Origin of the sequence: Paraburkholderia sp. GAS82 (assembly GCF_050436285.1) — a bacterium.
In the GTDB taxonomy this organism is placed as follows: Bacteria; Pseudomonadota; Gammaproteobacteria; order Burkholderiales; family Burkholderiaceae; genus Paraburkholderia; species Paraburkholderia phenazinium_B.
Genome location: NZ_JBNDLX010000008.1, coordinates 368,525 through 385,197 on the forward strand (window position 1 = coordinate 368,525; position 16,673 = coordinate 385,197).

Consider the following 16,673-nt stretch of genomic DNA (forward strand, 5'->3'; position numbering starts at 1 on the left):
TACCAATTTTATCGCGAAGCAAATCGCCTACCCTTGCGCAGCAAGGCTCGGGGCTCGCCCAAAGGGCTTGCCCCAAAAACCTGCGCGCCGCCTCTAGCGGGTACTGCGACTGCTTCGCCGTGCCGATTCGAGCAGTTTGAAGCCGATCAGATCAGTACGGTTCGCCCACCCGCACGATCTTCAGTGTGTTCGTTCCGCCGGCCTGACCCATCGGCTCGCCCACCGTCAGTACGACCATGTCGCCGCGCGATGCGTAGCCCTTGCTTACCACCGTCTCCAGCGCCTGCTGCAGCGCGGTGTCGCGATCGCTGCTGGTGTCGAGATGCAGCGAGGTGACGTTGCGGTAGATCGCCATGGCGCGCTCGCTGCCCACTCGCGGCGTCAGCGCGAAAATCGGCACGTGGGTCCAGTGACGCGACATCCACAGTGCGGTCGAGCCCGACTCCGTCAACGCGACAATCGCCTTGGCGCCCAGGTGGAACGCCGTGAACAGCGCGCCCATGGCGATGGACTGGTCGATGCGGGTGAACGTGCGGTCGAGGAAATCCTTGTCCAGCTCGGACTGCTCCGACTTCTCCGCTTCGACGCAGATCGCGGCCATCGTTTCGATGGTCTGCACCGGGTACTTGCCGGCAGCGGATTCGGCGGAGAGCATCACCGCGTCGGTGCCGTCCAGCACTGCATTGGCGACGTCCGATACTTCGGCGCGGGTCGGCACCGGCGCGTAGATCATCGACTCCATCATCTGCGTGGCGGTGATCACGAACTTGTTCGATTCGCGCGCCATGCGGATCATGCGCTTTTGCAGCGCCGGGACCGCGGCATTGCCCACTTCCACGGCGAGGTCGCCACGCGCGACCATGATGCCATCGGAGGCGTCGAGGATGCCTTGCAGTGCCGGAATCGCTTCCGCGCGCTCGATCTTGGCGATCATCTTCGGCTTGATGCCGTAGGGCGCGCCCGCGATGTTCGCGAGCTGGCGGGCCATTTCCATGTCGGTAGCGTTCTTCGGGAACGAGACCGCGACGTAATCCACGCCGAGCGACATCGCCGTGCGGATGTCTTCCATGTCTTTGGCCGTCAAGGCGGGCGCCGTGAGGCCGCCGCCCTGGCGATTGATACCCTTGTTGTTCGACAGCTCACCGCCGATCTTCACGGTAGTGTGGATCTCGCTGCCGAGCACGCGCACGACGTCGAGCACGATCAGGCCGTCGTTGAGCAACAGCACGTCGCCCGGTTTCAGGTCGCGCGGCAGGTCTTTGTAGTCGAGGCCGACGCGGTCGTCGTTACCGAGTTCGCATTCGGAATCGAGAACAAAAGCGTTGCCGGGAACGAGCGTGGTCTTGCCGTTTTCGAACCTGCCGACCCGGATCTTCGGGCCTTGCAGGTCGGCCATGATGGCAACTTCGCGGCCCGCCTGACGGGCCGCTTCGCGCACGTATTCGGCGCGCTGGCGGTGGTCGTCGGCCGTGCCGTGCGAGAAGTTGAGGCGTACCACATCGAGCCCTGCCTTAATCATTTGCGACAGGATTTCGGGCGTACTGGAAGCCGGGCCGATGGTGGCGACAATCTTGGTGGCGCGATGCATGAGTCTCCTCGTCTGGATGGGATCGCTGGAAAGAGCGCTGCGAGTTGGGTGCGGAGGCTGCGCACCGATGGAAGCTGCCTGGGGCTGCGCGCCGGTTGAAACCGGCGTCGCTTTCTTGTGGAATGAAGCGGTGTTCGAGACCAGCGTGCGGGACGCCAGCGGTACGGCGGATACTGCGCCGCCGGCATGACCGGCGGGTGAAACTGTGGAAACAGTGTGCTGCGGTGTAGCGGTGGAACCTGGAGCACGCTCCCCTGCTGCGACTGACTGCGTGGCCCCCGCGCCCTGTGTGGCTGCTGGTTTCGTTGCCGCCTTCACCTTGGCGGAGGCCACGGAGCCTGCGTTCTTGCTGGCCGACGACTTCACACGCGTCTTTGCAGTTTTCGCCGATGGGGAACGTGTCGTCACGTTGATTAAGCCCGCGATTCCAGGACTTCGACCGCCGGCAGCTTCTTGCCCTCGAGGAATTCGAGGAACGCGCCGCCGCCCGTCGAGATATAACTGACCTTGTCGTGGATGCCGTACTTGGCGATGGCCGCGAGCGTGTCGCCGCCGCCGGCAATCGAGAACGCCGGCGACTTGGCAATCGCATCCGCCAGCGTCTTCGTGCCGTTGCCGAACTGGTCGAATTCGAACACGCCGACCGGGCCGTTCCAAACTATCGTGCCGGCCTTTTCAAGTTGTGCGGCAAGTGCCTTGGCGGTTTCCGGTCCGATGTCGAGAATCAGGTCGTCGTCCTGCACGTCGGCTACAGCCTTCACCTCCGCCTTGGCGGTCGGCGAGAACTCCTTGGCCGTGACGACGTCAGTCGGGATCGGCACCGAGGCCCCGCGTGCTTTCGCAGCGTCGATGATGGCCTTGGCTTCGTTCACCAGATCCGCTTCGGCGAGCGATTTGCCGATCTTCAGGCCGGCGGCCAGCATGAACGTATTGGCGATGCCGCCGCCCACGATCAACTGATCGACCTTCTCGGCCAGTGACTTCAGAATGGTCAGCTTGGTGGACACCTTCGAGCCGGCGACGATTGCCACCAACGGACGCTTCGGGGCGCCGAGCGCCTTGCCGAGTGCTTCGAGTTCAGCCGCGAGCAGCGGACCTGCGCAAGCCACAGGCGCGTACTTCGCGATGCCGTGCGTAGTCGCTTCGGCGCGGTGCGCAGTGCCGAACGCGTCGTTGACGTAGATGTCGCAGAGCTTCGCCATCTTTTGCGCGAGTTCGTCGGAATCCTTCTTTTCGCCCTTGTTGACGCGGCAGTTTTCCAGCAGCACGACCTGGCCCGGCGCGACGTTCACGCCGTTTTCGACCCAGTTCGCCACCACCGGCACATCGCGGCCGAGCAATTCGGCCAGACGCTTCGCGACCGGCGCGAGCGAATCTTCCGGCTTGAAATCGCCCTCGGTGGGACGGCCCAGATGCGAGGTCACCATCACGGCGGCGCCGGCGTCGAGCGCGGCCTTGATGGCCGGCGCGGAGGCGCGGATGCGGGTGTCTTCGGTGATGTTGCCTTGATCGTCCTGCGGAACGTTCAGATCGGCACGGATAAACACGCGTTTGCCGGACAGCTTGCCTTCGGAGATCAGATCGGAGAGACGCAGTACCTGGTTCATGAGCGTTGGATTGCGAGTTGATTGGAAGGCGGAGACGGACAGCGCGCGAACAGCCTCCGCTCACGAGCCCCGCAGGGGTGGCTCTGCGAACAGGCACTGGCGGCATCTGCCGCAGCGTCGCGCGGTGATCCGGGAGTCGACCATTTTAACCGATCCCCACCCCGCGATGCCCCGCGCCGAAGCGAATGTCCCGTATTTGGGAGATAGGCTCGCATGCTGCGACGCAACAACAAGACCAAGGTCAGTGAAATACAAGACGGAGGATCGTGAAAGTCAGCATGCCGACGACAATCGTGCCGAGCATCGTGCGCCGCCACAGGAACCAGCCGAGCCCGGCGAGCGTCGCGTAAAACTCGTGGTTGGAGAGCCCGAATGACAGTCCGTCAGGAGTGACCAGCACGTCGGGAAGCACAACCGCAGCGAGCGCCGCAGCCGGCGCGTAGCGCAACATACGCCGCAGGCGCTCCGGCAAAACCGTGCGCTCGCCGCCGATCAGGAACAGCGCGCGCGTCAATGTCGTGACGAACATCATGCCGAAGATGGCGATCCAGATTTGCGTGCTGGTCATGGCGAACCCTCCGGGGAATCCCCGGCGCGGTTGCGGATGCGGCGCAGGTCGGCGCGCTCGACCATCAGATCCGCCGCGCTGCCGGCGACAATCGCCGCGATCACCGCAAGCGGCAAGGCCAGCCGGTAAGGCAGATCGAAGCCCAGCAGCGCCACGACGCCGGCCACGCTCACGGCAACCAGCGTTGCACGGCTGTTGATAGCCGACACCATCACGGGAATCAGTGCCAGCGTGCCCGCGAGCGCGAGCCCCCAGTTATCCGGAATCAGGCTGGCGAGCAGAATGCCGATGATCGACGAGACCTGCCAGGACAACCAGCTCGCGCTCGCCATGCCCCAGTAGTACGGCTCCTTGCCCGGCACGTAACCGGTCTGAAAGCTTTTCTTCTGGAACAGCAGATAGATGACGTCGCCGTTGAAATAACCGAGGACGATCCGGCGCCACATGGGCAGATAGGAGAAATGCGGTGCGAGTCCTGCGCTGAAAATCACAAAACGCGTGTTCACCATGGCGGCAGTCAGCAGCACGGTCCAGACCGGCAATTTGGCGGCGAGCAGCGGCAGCACGGCCAGTTGCGAGGAACCGGCATAGCAGAGCAGCGACATGGTGAGCGATTGGGGCAGCGTGAGTGCCGATTTGCTCATCGCGATGCCCGTGACGAGCCCCCAGGAGAAGATTGCCATCAGCGTGGGCGAGTAATCTCGCACGCCTTCGCGAAAGCTACGACGCTGGAAATCGGTCAGGCTGGCGAGCATCGGACGGGGCGCCTCGGCGCGGGACGACGCCGCGGCGGCATGGAGTCGGCGCCGGGCCGACCAGCACCCGCTGGCGCAATCGGATTTGTAATATGTGAGGCCGGATTATAGCGTCCTGGGTGCGGCCAAATGCCCGTTCCGTGTGCAAAAGACGTTAAAATGACGGTCTTCGCCGCTTGCCGAACCGCTGTACGGCCTGGCGCGCCCCTCACAACGCACTGCTGGAGAATCGTATGTCAATGGCCGACCGCGACGGCAAGATCTGGATGGATGGCAAACTCATCGACTGGCGCGACGCCAAGATCCACGTCCTCACCCATACACTGCACTACGGCATGGGGGTTTTCGAAGGCGTGCGCGCCTACAAGACCGCTAACGGCACCGCGATTTTCCGTCTCCAGGAACACACCAAGCGTCTGCTGAATTCGGCCAAGATCTTCCAGATGGACGTGCCGTTCGACCACGAAACGCTCGCCGCAGCGCAACGCGAAGTGGTGCGCGAGAACAAGCTCGAATCCTGCTATCTGCGCCCGATCATCTGGGTCGGCTCGGAAAAGCTAGGTGTGTCGGCCAAGGGCAACACGATCCACGTGGCCATCGCCGCCTGGCCGTGGGGAGCCTATCTCGGCGAAGACGGCCTGGCGAAGGGCATCCGCGTGAAGACTTCGTCGTTCACGCGTCACCATGTGAACGTTTCCATGGTCCGCGCCAAGGCCTCGGGGTGGTATGTGAACTCGATCCTCGCCAACCAGGAAGCCACTGCCGACGGCTATGACGAAGCGCTCCTGCTCGACGTGGACGGCTACGTGTCGGAAGGCTCCGGCGAAAACTTCTTCCTCGTGAACAACGGCAAGCTGTACACGCCGGACCTCTCGTCGTGCCTCGACGGCATCACGCGCGACACGGTCATCACGCTGGCGAAAGATGCCGGCATCGAAGTGATCGAAAAGCGCATCACGCGTGACGAGGTGTACACCTGCGACGAAGCGTTCTTCACCGGCACCGCCGCTGAAGTCACGCCGATCCGCGAACTCGACAACCGCACGATCGGCTCCGGCGCACGCGGCCCGATCACGGAAAAGCTGCAAAGCGGCTTCTTCGACATTGTCAACGGCAAGAGCGAGAAGTACGCGCACTGGCTGAGCAAGGTCTAAGTCCGAATGAAATTAACGCAGGCCGCCATTGCGGCGCGCCTGCGCCCTGTCTCTATCGAGAAAGCCCTCATGAGCGAAATCAAGGAAATGCCGCTGGTCGAACTGACGGCAAAAGACCTGCCCGCCTACTGTCCGAACCCGTCGATGGCACGTTGGAGCGCCCATCCGCGCGTGTTTATCGACGTGACGCACGGCGAAGCGCGCTGCCCATACTGCGGCACGCGCTACAAGCTGCGTGACGGCGAAGTGGTCAAAGGCCACTGAAAGCCGCTCACCGGCTGGGCGCGCCCACCACACTCAGGCCGCATGCTGCGCGCGGAGCCACTTATCCTGGCGCCGCGCGCAGGCATGCGGCCGCCTCCCTGCTAAAACCAGAACGCTGCGCGCCGATGCGTGCGGCGCGTTCTTTCGACACCGGAAACTCACCCTGATGCGTCGCGCGTTGGTTATCGCACCGAACTGGATCGGTGACGCATTGATGGCGCAGCCGTTGTTCTCGCGCCTCATGAAGCTGCATCCCCGCCTCGCGATCGACGCGGTTGCGCCCTCGTGGGTGGCGCCCGTGCTCGAACGCATGCCGGAGATCCGCGATGTCCATGCGACCGATCTCGCGCACGGCAAGCTGCAGATGTTGCGGCGCTGGCAACTGTCCAGCGATCTGCGCGATGTCGGCTATGACGCGGCTTACGTGCTGCCGAATTCGCTCAAATCGGCGCTGATTCCGTGGATGGCGGGTATTCCGCTGCGCATTGGCTATACCGGCGAGAGCCGCTACGGCCTGCTCAACGTGCGCCATTCGAATCCGCGCAAGGACGCGCGTCCGCCGATGGTCGGCCACTACGCGGCGTTAGCCTATAAGCCGGACGCCAAAGTGCCGGACGACCTGCCGATGCCGCGGCTCGACGCCGATCTGAACGAGGCGTCACGCGTATCGGCCCGCTTCAATCTGGATACGCGGGTGCCGCTGCTGGTGTTTTGCCCTGGCGCGGAATACGGTCCGGCCAAGCGCTGGCCGCCGGAACACTTCGCGGCACTGGCGCAAATCGTCGGCCAGTCTTTTCCGTACACGCAAATCATCGCGCTCGGTTCGCCGAAAGACGCGCCGCTCGCCCAGGCGATCGCGGAACGCTCGCCCAACGTGCGCAACCTGTGCGGACAAACCGCGCTGGGCGAAGCGTGCGCGCTGATCTCACGCGCCAACGCTGTGGTCACCAACGATTCCGGTTTGATGCACGTGGCAGCGGCGCTGCGACGGCCGCTTGTGGCTGTCTACGGCTCGACCGATCCGCGCCACACGCCGCCATTGTCCGAGCTTGCGAAGGTACAATGGCTGCATCTCGAATGCAGTCCCTGTTTTGAGCGCGAGTGTCCGCTCGGTCATCTGAACTGCCTGCGGCAACTGAGCGCCGAACAGGTATTCGGCGACCTGCGCGGCATGCTCCTCGCGCAACGCTGAACCGTCCGGCAGCCGTACGCCGCGTTGCAAGCACGCCACGCGGCGTCATCCCTGCGCCCTGGAGCGCGGGCATCCTCGCGGTTGTCCCGCCGGGTTGTTCCTGGTTGTCCTGTTTTTACTGCTGCCCGCAACCGCGCGCGCCGCGCACAAGAGACTGACGAGCCATGCCACGTTTTGCCCACATCTTCGAAGCCGCTGCGGATACTCTCAACGCCTATTACCAGGCGGTAGCAGAGGTCAATCTCGAGAGTTTGATGGGCCTGTGGATCGACGAGGAGTTTGCCAGCTACATCAGCGCCGATGGCTCGCACCTGCACGGTCTGGACACCATCCGCGCCGGCCTCGCCGTCCAGCTCGAACTCAATCCCGTGTCGATCGAACCGGTGGATATCCGCGTGTACGACAGCCTCGGCACCGTCGTGTATGCCATTGCGGAAGCGCACCGCCCGGCGGATCCGAAGGTCGCGCCCACCATGGTCTTCAGCACCTACGTAATGGTCCACGAGCGCGGCGAATGGAAGATCGCACATATCCACGCGAGTGCGATGCCGAACGAAGCGGCGAATCAGTTTGCTGCGAAAATGCGTCATGGTCAGGGGTCTTTGCACTGACGACTCACGTTTTCTGTTTTTTCCGGTCGCTGGCATGAGTACGACGCACAACAAGACCGTTTCTCCCGCAACCGCTCGCGCAGCGGCCGTCGAGACGAGCGTCGTCGAAATGTTCTACCGCGCGCCGCTCTGGCTGCCGAACAGCCACGTTCAGACCATTGTCCCGGCCCTCTTTGCACGACTTCCCGCGGTGACCTATCGGCGCGAACGCTGGGACACGCCGGATGGCGATTTCATCGAACTCGACTGGCTGGTGCATGAGGCAGATGCCTCGGGCGCCTGGGACAACGAAGAAGCCTCGTCCGACGTCCCGCTCTTCGTGCTGTTTCACGGCCTAGAGGGCAGTTCGAACTCCCACTATGCCCGCGCGTTGATGGCCGCGGCGCGTGAACGCGGATGGCACGGGGTTGTGCCGCACTTTCGCAGCTGCAGCGGACCGCTGAACCTGTTGCCGCGCTTTTATCACCTCGCCGATAGCGCCGAAGTGGACTGGGTCCTGCGGCGCCTTCGGGACGTGCATCGCGGGCCGATCGTCGCGGCAGGTGTTTCGCTGGGCGGCAATGTGTTGCTACGCTGGCTAGGCGAACGGCGCGAAGATGCCTCGTTTCTCACTGCCGCCGCGGCAATCTCCGCGCCGCTCGATGTGCATGCCGGTGGTCAGGCGCTATCGCAGGGTTTCGGCAAGGTGTACACGCGCAACTTTCTGAAAACGTTGAAAGTGAAGGCGCTGCAGAAGCTCGAACAGTATCCGGGCCTGTACGACGCCAACGCGATGCTCGCAAGCCGCAACATGTACGAATTCGACAACATCGTCACGGCCCCGCTGCACGGCTTTCGCAATACCGACGACTATTGGACTCAAGCGACCACACGGCCATTGCTGCCGCAGATCACGGTGCCTACGCTCGTGCTCAACGCGCGGAACGATCCGTTCCTGCCCGGCGCCGTGTTGCCGGGACGGCATGAAGTGTCGGCTGCGATCGAACTGGACCAGCCTCGGCACGGCGGCCACGTCGGCTTCATGACGGGTCCGTTTCCGGGGCGCAGCGACTGGCTGTCACGGCGCGTTTTCAACTACCTCGCCCCATTCGTCGACCATGGATGACATCGTTCGCCAGGCGCTCGCCAAATGGCCCAACGTGCCGCATTGCACTGGCTGGCTGCTGCTTGACCGGCGCGGCAACTGGCGCATGCGTGACGATGAGGCTCAGGCGCGCGGCGCGCCGGGAGAACCGATACGGCATGCGGCGTTGCTTGCCTTTATCAACCGGAACTACGAAGCGGACGCGGGTGGGCAGTGGTTCTTTCAGAACGGGCCACAGCGGGTGTATGTGGAACTGGGTTATACGCCGTGGGTGGTGCGGCTTGGCCTCGATGATGGGGATGGCGCCAAGGCGACATTGACGCTGACGGATCAGGCCGGGAATGCGTTTGAGCCTGCCGCGGCTTATCTGGATGACGAGGGCGGGGTGCTGTTCACGGACGCGTCAACGCCGCCGCGAATCGCCGTTTTGCATGACCACGATCTCGATCTGTTTTCCGAGCACGCCGAACTGGCCGCGAATGGCGACGCTGGGCGGTTCCATTGGCGTGACGGGATGACACTACCGTTGCAGCCGGTCGCACGCGCGGAGGTAGCCGAACAGTTTGGGTTTGTTGCAAGTCCCGCTCAGGCTGCGGCTCCGAAAAACGCGGCGTCATAGTCGACGCTCCGCCCGGGTTGCCATCCGCATCACGCTGGTATGATTGGCGCTCTCAGAAGGAGCCCCACCATGCCTGAACTCACCCACTTCGACGCCGCCGGCCAGGCGCACATGGTGGATGTCGGCGCCAAGCAGGAAACCAAACGCATCGCTATCGCGCGCGGCTCGATCCGTATGCTGCCGGAGACATTTGCGCTCATCCGCGACGGCAACGCCAGGAAAGGCGATGTGATCGGCATCGCGCGCATCGCTGCGATTCAAGGAGCCAAGCGCACCGCCGATCTGATTCCGCTGTGTCATCCGCTAGCCCTTACCCGCGTCAAAGTGGACTTCGAACTCGACGAGACCCTGCCCGGCGTGCATTGCACGGTGCAGGTGGAAACGTTGGGGCGCACAGGCGTTGAGATGGAAGCACTGACCGCTGTACAGGTGGGACTGCTGACGGTCTACGACATGTGCAAGGCGGTGGATCGCGGCATGACGATCACCGATGTGAAAGTGCTCGAGAAGCACGGCGGGAAGTCTGGGGACTGGGTGGCAGCGGCTGAGTAAACGCTGCTTCTGCGCTTACCCGCCCTTCCGCTGCATTTCCGTTCATCCCGCGTCGCGCTCACGCACGACGCTCGGACTCAATCGTCGCTATCGTCGTCATCCTGATTGACGTCTTTCGGCGGCATACCGTACAGCTTGATCAGTTCCGCCTTGAAGCCAGCGAGACTCTTCTGCTCATCGCACAGCTGATACAGATAGGCCTGTTGCGACGGCCAATCCTTCAATTCTTCCGCGAAGATCTTCAACCGCACGACGGTGTCGAAAGCGCCGTTCGTGTCACCGCTCAGCGCCTGCAGCACCGCATAACGCCGCAACACCGTTTCGCCCGGCAGCAGTGCGAGCGCCTGCCTGTGCATGGCGAGCTTGTGAGCGAGATCCTGGGCGTTCATCGGCAGCAGCGTCGCCATCCCGTACTCGCCCCACGCACCGAACAGGAACGATGGATCGCTGGCGTATTGCTGCGCCGGACTCGAGCCGTAGTACAACACCTCCGAGCGGTTGTAGTCGCGATAGACCGGATACAGCGCGGCCAATCCAACGAGCACGACCACCGCGTAGACGCCGAACGACACGCGGCTCGGCACCAGCCGCAACGAGCGCGTCTCCAGCAGGCCAAACACGAACATCGCCGGCAGCAGGAAGAACATGTACTGCTGCGGATACTCGACCAGCGCGTGCATCACCAGCACGCCGATCAGCGCTACGCCGAACACCCGAGCGGCCGTGTGCGGAGCACGCACCACGCGCACGAGCCACGCCAGCAGGCCGAGCAGCACGATCGCAAGGCCGATCAGGCCGGTTTTACCTAGCAGATCGAGGAAGATGTCGTGCGAGTTGTTAGCAATCTCGACGGCGCCCAGCGACCGTACATAGTCGAACTGGTAACGCGGAAACTCGCCCCAGCCGACGCCGAGCAACGGATGCGCCTTGAACATCGTCCAACCGTATTTCCATAGGGCAAGGCGTGGCGCGATCTGACCGGCATCCTTGAAACGATCGGCAGCGGATTCGGCCAGACCGAGCTGATAGTGCACATTAGCCCAACGAACCAGCGCGTTCACGACGAAGAACAACACGCCGAGCGCTACTGGCGTCAACCATTCGCGGTTACTGCGCCGCAGAACCGGATTGCGCCGGACTTCGGCAAAGGCCATCCAGAACCCAGCCACGACGATCACGCCCATCTGCAACCACGGCCCACGTGAGACGGTCAACGCAAGGCCGCCCGCAAAAATCACCGACAGCAGCGCCCACAGGATGAGCGGAAGCCGCCGCGTCTGTACCAGGAACAAGGCGCCGGTCATCGCGAAGGCGATGTAGGTGGCGAGGTGGTTGGCCTGCGCCATGTTGCCGAACGGCCGGCGATCGACCGTGATGTTGTACGCAACCACGAGCGGCGTGACCTTGGTCTCCAGATGGAACACCTGGATCACCTGGCAAAACACTGCAAACAGTCCACCGATAATCAACGCGTAGGCGGCCCAGCGCAGCGCCTCCTCGCTCATCCTGACCCGGCTGAAGGTGTAGCCGGTGTGGGTCGCCATGAAGGCCGCCAGCAGATAACCGGCACCGAGCCAGTTCATCGACGGCTGCTCGACCTGCAGCACAAACGTCTGCACCACCAGCAACAGGCCGAACAGCAGTGGCACAAGCGCGACCGTGGGCGATTCAAACTCGAAGCGGCGACGCTCCGTCCAGGCCAGCAGCACCACGGCCGCGCTGGTCAACACATACAGCGTCAGCGCGGTAAATTCCGCGTAAAAGGTCGGAATCGGATAGGTATGGTTGACCACTGCGTAAGGCAGAATCAACGCACAAGCCAGTATGGCCAGAGATAAAAAGCGCGCAAATGGGGTGGGCATGAGGAACCGGGGGCGTCAGCAACCGGCGCACTATACAAAAAAATCCTCCCCCTGTGCGCCGGACGGCCTCAAATATCCCGAAATCGGCAGGTCCGTATCCTTACCGAACCATCAACTGCGGCATTCGGGCGGCGCCAGATTGGACGGCAACGTCGGCGGATCCGCTGGGCTCGGGCCTGCGCCCGGCGCGGGCAGTGACGAAGCCAACTTGCCACCCGCAAAGCACTCCCATGTCAGCGTCCCCGGTTGGGCCGAGCCTTTGACTAGCGCGATCCGGGCGGTCGGCGTATCGGCGTTGTCGGGCACCGACGGCACCAGCACCAGCGTATTGCTGCCGGACGGCGCGACGCGCGTGGTGAAGACCACGGTGATCTGACCTGTGTCGTCATCCACATGGACTGATTCCACATTCTTCGTGGCGGTTGGCGGCGCATAACCGCCCCCGAACGCCGCGCCGCTGGCGGCGTTTTCCGCCACCGCGAGCCGCGCCGACGTGGCGAGCGACAGGCCCTCGCCTACCCGGCTGCGCGCCAGATAGTCCTGATACGCGGGGATGGCATAGGCGGCAATCACCCCAACAATGGCGAGCACGATCATCAGTTCGATCAACGTGAAGCCGAGCTTGCGGCTGACCCGTGCGATCCGCGTGGGCCATTGCACGCCAGGGTCGGAGATCGGTGCGCCTGCAGCAGGGTCGTCGCGCCGCAAGAGCACGCAACGGAATGAAGAGTTGGGGAGAGAAACGGTCATCGGCAGGCTCCAGAAACGAAAAACGCCTGCCCCGTGAATCGGAACAGGCGCATTGATCGTAGCCAGCCACGGTGATTCTAAACAGTCAGCCAGATGGCTAACGTTGGACCTGATGATGGGCCTGTGAAAGCGTGAGGGGGTGCCCTGTTGTCAATGCGAACCCGGAGGCGCATTAGGCGGCAATTGAGCCGCAGCCCGCTCGGCATTACGCCGTTTAAGCACGTAACCAAGGATCACTACGAACAGCGCTCCCGCGATGCTCATACCGTACTCGGCCACGGGCGAGTCGAGAATCGGCCAGCGGTCGCCGGCCGGATCGTTGATGATCAGGCCGCCCGCAATCCAGCCAAGCAGTGCGGCACCGAGCGTAATTACGATCGGGAAGCGGTCCAGCAACTTCAGCACGAGCTGGCTGCCCCATACGATCAGCGGAATGCTGACCAACAGCCCGAAGATCACCAGCGCCAGCCGATGCTCCGGGTCCGCCGCTTCCGCCGCGCCGGCAATCGCGATCACGTTGTCGAGGCTCATGACCGCGTCGGCGATGATGATGGTCTTGACGGCAGTCATTAGCTTGTCAGCGGGCTTCACGTGCTCGTGAGCGTCGTGTGCGGGCGCCATGAGGCGGACGCCGATCCACAGCAACAACAGGCCTCCAGCAAACTTCAGCAGCGGCACGTCGAGCAGCACCACCGCAAACGCAATCAGCGCGACGCGCAGCAGGATTGCCCCCGCCGTCCCCCACAACACGCCCTTGACGCGCTGCGCCGGCGGCAGATTGCGGCAGGCGAGCGCGATCACCACCGCGTTATCGCCACCCAGCAGGATGTCGATCACGATGATCTGGATAACGGCCCCCCAGTGGAGCGTAGCGAAGAATGCGAGCATTGAAAGCAGGATAGACGGCGATTGGAACCGGGCAAAGCGCGATGAAACTGCATGGGACCGGAGCAAGCGCTAAAGCGCGAACGCCGGTCGACATAAAAAAGCGAGGGAGCAATTGCTCGCTCCCTCGCTTTTAGGACTTCGTTCTTACGAAAGGACTTCGTAAGAGTATCAAAAAACGGGCCGGACTGGCTGGCCTATTTCGATTTACAGCATCGCCTTCAGAAGACGCGCCATTTCCGACGGGTTCTTCGTGACCTTGATACCGCATGCGTCCATGATTTCCAGCTTGGCTTCAGCCGTATCGGCACCGCCCGAGATCAGCGCGCCTGCGTGACCCATGCGCTTGCCGGCCGGAGCCGTAACGCCCGCGATGAAGCCAACAACCGGCTTCTTCATGTTGCCCTTGATCCACTCAGCCGCATTCGCTTCGTCCGGACCACCGATTTCGCCGATCATGATGACGGCGTCCGTTTCCGGATCGTCGTTGAACATCTTCATGACGTCGATGTGCTTCAGACCGTTGATCGGGTCGCCGCCAATACCGACTGCCGACGATTGGCCGAGGCCGATCGCCGTCAACTGGCCGACTGCTTCATACGTCAGCGTGCCCGAACGCGACACGACGCCGATGCGGCCCTTGCGGTGGATGTGACCCGGCATGATGCCGATCTTCAGTTCGTCCGGCGTGATCGTGCCCGGGCAGTTCGGTCCGAGCAGCAGCGTCTTGCTGTTCTTTGCGCGCATGCGTGCCTTGAGCTCGATCATGTCACGGACAGGAATGCCTTCCGTGATACAGATTGCGAGATCCAGATCCGCCTCGACGGCTTCCCAGATCGCTGCCGCTGCGCCTGCGGGCGGAACGTAGATGACCGAGACGGTTGCGCCCGTTTCAGCCTTCGCTTCCTTCACGCTTGCGTAGATAGGAATGCCTTCGAAATCTTCGCCGGCCTTCTTCGGGTTCACGCCCGCGACATACGCTTCGCGGCCGTTTGCATATTCACGGCAGGCACGCGTGTGGAACTGACCGGTCTTGCCGGTGATGCCCTGCGTGATGACCTTCGTGTCTTTATTGATCAGAATCGACATGTATTGACCTCTGTTCGTTTGGCGGGCGCTCTGGCCGACTGCGCGGCGGAATGTTCTCCGCCCGCGTCGCCGTGCGCGCCGCCATTCGTAATCTGGCTAATCCTGGTAAACGCCCGGCAGGCTTACGCCTTGCCCGCAGCGGCCGCGACGACCTTCTGAGCCGCTTCTTCCATGCTGTCTGCCGCAATGATCGGCAGGCCGGATTCAGCCAGCATCTTCTTGCCCAGGTCTTCGTTCGTGCCCTTCATGCGGACCACGAGCGGCACCTTCAGCGAGACAGCCTTCGAAGCTGCAATCACGCCTTCCGCGATCACGTCGCAGCGCATGATGCCACCGAAAATATTGACCAGAATGGCCGTCAGATTCGGGTTCTTCAGCATGATCTTGAACGCTTCCGTGACCTTCTCGGTCGTGGCGCCACCGCCCACGTCGAGGAAGTTCGCCGGTTCGCCGCCGAACAGCTTGATGGTGTCCATCGTTGCCATTGCGAGGCCAGCGCCGTTCACGAGGCAGCCGATGTTGCCGTCGAGCGAGATGTACGCGAGATCGAACTTCGAGGCTTCGACTTCAGCCGGATCTTCTTCGTCCAGGTCGCGGTAAGCGACGATTTCCGGATGACGGAACAGGGCGTTCGAATCGAAGTTGAACTTGGCGTCCAACGCGATGACCTTGCCGTCGCCGGTCAGGATCAGCGGGTTGATTTCTGCGAGCGACGCGTCCGTTTCCCAGAATGCCTTGTACAGGCCTTGCAGGATTGCACGAGCTTGCGGCAGCGAAGCGGCGGGAACGCCGATCTTCGTTGCCAGTTCATCCGCTTCCGCATCCTTCAGACCGGTCGACGGGTCGACAGCGATCTTGTGGATCAGCTCAGGCGTCTTTTCCGCGACTTCTTCGACGTCCATGCCGCCTTCGCTCGAAGCCATCACGACGACCTTCTGCGAGACGCGATCGATCACGAGGCCGACATACAGTTCCTTCTTGATGTCAGCGCCTTCTTCGATCAGCAGGCGGTTCACCTTCTGGCCTTCCGGGCCAGTCTGGTGCGTGACGAGTTGCATGCCGAGGATCTGGTTCGAGTACTCGCGAACCTGCTCCAGCGACTTTGCGACCTTCACGCCGCCACCCTTGCCACGGCCACCCGCGTGGATCTGAGCCTTCACGACCCATACCGGGCCGCCGAGCTCTTCAGCGGCCTTGACCGCGTCATCCACCGAGAAGACCGGCTTGCCGCGCGGTACCGCGACGCCGAATTTCCGCAGGATTTCCTTACCCTGGTACTCGTGAATCTTCATGCGTGATTCCCTTCAGTCTGAGAGTTGGATTGAACTTCGTTTCCGCTGCTGTCGTTCAAACGGGACGTGCCGCTGCCGTTGCCGGCGGACTGGCTTTGCTCGCTTGCTGCATCCGCGCGTTCCGCTGAGCGCGGCGCACGACCATACCAGCGCGGATAAAACTGTCGCACCGCCTCACCATCGAATCGCAGCGCGTGGCAGCGACCCAGCTGGAATGGCGGCTTGTCGTTTGAGTGCTCGTCTGAGGCTTGAGGTGAAGCGTCCCCTGAATCCGCTTCGTGTGGCGGCTTGCCATCATTGGTATTCCACACGTCGCCGGCGAACGCCTGAATGGCGGCCGTAGGAAGGAAAGCGCACAACTCGGTGAGATGCGTGCAACCTGCAGTGCCACCGAGCAAACGGGCGGCTTCGCGACGGAAATTGTGGAACAGATTGAGCCCGATGAGGGCACGATAGGCGGGATTGGTGGCTTCGCACAGACCGGGATAGGGCACCCAGTCGGACGACGCTTGCGCGTCGACAACGTTGAGCTTGCGATCGATCGTAATGCGGAGCCAGAGTTCATGGATCGGCTGACCGTTGGGCCGGACGCCCGACGCAAGCGCCACGTCACGTGGCTTTTGGTCGGTTAGGCACGCCTCTATGTCCCACAGGCCGTCCTCGCGCTCGTAAGCTTCCGCACGAATTGCGCGGCGATGGCGCAACTGACGGGAGACGGGCGGGGAAAGCGACATGCGGAAGGAAAAGGCCGAATTGGAAAACCACCTGATTTTAGCATACCGGGTATTTGAGACAGGTTGG

At 62.7% G+C, this 16,673-nt stretch carries 18 protein-coding genes; 8 read left to right on the forward strand and 10 right to left on the reverse strand.

The genetic code is table 11. The annotated features are described in order from the left end of the window. Positions 1 to 151 precede the first annotated feature (151 nt). Positions 152 to 1,588 (reverse strand): pyruvate kinase, encoded by a 1,437-nt coding sequence (pyk, locus tag P3T17_RS25695; protein WP_074263454.1) that lies wholly within the window; start codon positions 1,586 to 1,588, stop codon positions 152 to 154. Here pyk and P3T17_RS25700 point away from each other — a divergent pair. Continuing rightward, positions 1,587 to 1,778, forward strand: a complete 192-nt coding sequence (locus tag P3T17_RS25700) for a hypothetical protein (protein ID WP_143787464.1) — start codon at positions 1,587 to 1,589, stop codon at positions 1,776 to 1,778. The genes pyk and P3T17_RS25700 overlap by 2 nt on opposite strands. A gap of 223 nt (positions 1,779 to 2,001) precedes the next feature. On the opposite strand, the gene P3T17_RS25705 is transcribed toward P3T17_RS25700, so the two are convergent. The 3 genes from P3T17_RS25705 to P3T17_RS25715 form a co-directional block, all read right to left on the reverse strand. Further along, complete coding sequence (locus tag P3T17_RS25705) at positions 2,002 to 3,195, reverse strand: phosphoglycerate kinase (RefSeq protein WP_429409330.1); 1,194 nt, start codon at positions 3,193 to 3,195, stop codon at positions 2,002 to 2,004. A 241-nt stretch (positions 3,196 to 3,436) separates the two neighbouring features. Then, positions 3,437 to 3,763 carry an AzlD domain-containing protein gene (locus tag P3T17_RS25710; protein WP_074263452.1) on the reverse strand — a complete coding sequence of 109 codons (327 nt, stop codon included), beginning with the start codon at positions 3,761 to 3,763 and terminating at the stop codon, positions 3,437 to 3,439. Continuing rightward, complete coding sequence (locus P3T17_RS25715) at positions 3,760 to 4,518, reverse strand: AzlC family ABC transporter permease (protein ID WP_074263451.1); 759 nt, start codon at positions 4,516 to 4,518, stop codon at positions 3,760 to 3,762. The genes P3T17_RS25710 and P3T17_RS25715 overlap by 4 nt, the downstream gene beginning before the upstream one ends. Positions 4,519 to 4,751: 233 nt before the next feature. On the opposite strand from P3T17_RS25715, the gene P3T17_RS25720 reads away from it, so the two are divergent. The 7 genes from P3T17_RS25720 to moaC all read left to right on the forward strand — a co-directional run bounded on the left by P3T17_RS25720 (position 4,752) and on the right by moaC (position 9,994). After that, positions 4,752 to 5,672, forward strand: coding sequence for a branched-chain amino acid transaminase (locus P3T17_RS25720; protein ID WP_074263450.1), 921 nt, complete (start codon positions 4,752 to 4,754; stop codon positions 5,670 to 5,672). Between the two features lie 69 nt (positions 5,673 to 5,741). Next, positions 5,742 to 5,936: a zinc-finger domain-containing protein gene (locus tag P3T17_RS25725; RefSeq protein WP_074263449.1), complete on the forward strand. Its 195-nt coding sequence runs from the start codon at positions 5,742 to 5,744 to the stop codon at positions 5,934 to 5,936. Positions 5,937 to 6,102: 166 nt separating this feature from the next. Next, positions 6,103 to 7,128 (forward strand): lipopolysaccharide heptosyltransferase II, encoded by a 1,026-nt coding sequence (gene waaF / locus P3T17_RS25730; protein ID WP_074263448.1) that lies wholly within the window; start codon positions 6,103 to 6,105, stop codon positions 7,126 to 7,128. Between the two features lie 164 nt (positions 7,129 to 7,292). Then, entirely contained in the window at positions 7,293 to 7,739 is a 447-nt protein-coding gene (locus P3T17_RS25735; RefSeq protein WP_074263447.1) for a nuclear transport factor 2 family protein, read from the forward strand. 34 nt (positions 7,740 to 7,773) lie between these two features. Continuing rightward, positions 7,774 to 8,844: a hydrolase gene (locus tag P3T17_RS25740; RefSeq protein ID WP_074265935.1), complete on the forward strand. Its 1,071-nt coding sequence runs from the start codon at positions 7,774 to 7,776 to the stop codon at positions 8,842 to 8,844. Further along, the gene (locus P3T17_RS25745; RefSeq protein ID WP_429409331.1) at positions 8,837 to 9,442 is read left to right on the forward strand and encodes a DUF2946 family protein; all 606 of its coding nucleotides are present in this window, start codon (positions 8,837 to 8,839) and stop codon (positions 9,440 to 9,442) included. The genes P3T17_RS25740 and P3T17_RS25745 overlap by 8 nt, the downstream gene beginning before the upstream one ends. A 69-nt stretch (positions 9,443 to 9,511) precedes the next feature. Next, positions 9,512 to 9,994: a cyclic pyranopterin monophosphate synthase MoaC gene (moaC, locus tag P3T17_RS25750; RefSeq protein ID WP_429409332.1), complete on the forward strand. Its 483-nt coding sequence runs from the start codon at positions 9,512 to 9,514 to the stop codon at positions 9,992 to 9,994. Between the two features lie 77 nt (positions 9,995 to 10,071). Here the strand turns inward: moaC and P3T17_RS25755 are convergent, their stop codons facing one another. The 6 genes from P3T17_RS25755 to P3T17_RS25780 all read right to left on the reverse strand — a co-directional run bounded on the left by P3T17_RS25755 (position 10,072) and on the right by P3T17_RS25780 (position 16,606). After that, positions 10,072 to 11,856 (reverse strand): PglL family O-oligosaccharyltransferase, encoded by a 1,785-nt coding sequence (locus P3T17_RS25755; protein WP_429409333.1) that lies wholly within the window; start codon positions 11,854 to 11,856, stop codon positions 10,072 to 10,074. A gap of 111 nt (positions 11,857 to 11,967) precedes the next feature. Beyond that, complete coding sequence (locus tag P3T17_RS25760) at positions 11,968 to 12,606, reverse strand: pilin (protein WP_074263443.1); 639 nt, start codon at positions 12,604 to 12,606, stop codon at positions 11,968 to 11,970. A gap of 150 nt (positions 12,607 to 12,756) precedes the next feature. After that, complete coding sequence (locus P3T17_RS25765) at positions 12,757 to 13,494, reverse strand: TerC family protein (protein WP_429286810.1); 738 nt, start codon at positions 13,492 to 13,494, stop codon at positions 12,757 to 12,759. A gap of 204 nt (positions 13,495 to 13,698) precedes the next feature. Next, positions 13,699 to 14,580 (reverse strand): succinate--CoA ligase subunit alpha, encoded by an 882-nt coding sequence (gene sucD, locus P3T17_RS25770; protein ID WP_074263441.1) that lies wholly within the window; start codon positions 14,578 to 14,580, stop codon positions 13,699 to 13,701. Between the two features lie 122 nt (positions 14,581 to 14,702). After that, complete coding sequence (sucC, locus tag P3T17_RS25775) at positions 14,703 to 15,872, reverse strand: ADP-forming succinate--CoA ligase subunit beta (RefSeq protein WP_074263440.1); 1,170 nt, start codon at positions 15,870 to 15,872, stop codon at positions 14,703 to 14,705. Further along, positions 15,869 to 16,606, reverse strand: a complete 738-nt coding sequence (locus tag P3T17_RS25780) for a DUF2889 domain-containing protein (RefSeq protein ID WP_074263439.1) — start codon at positions 16,604 to 16,606, stop codon at positions 15,869 to 15,871. The genes sucC and P3T17_RS25780 overlap by 4 nt, the downstream gene beginning before the upstream one ends. Positions 16,607 to 16,673: the final 67 nt, after the last annotated feature.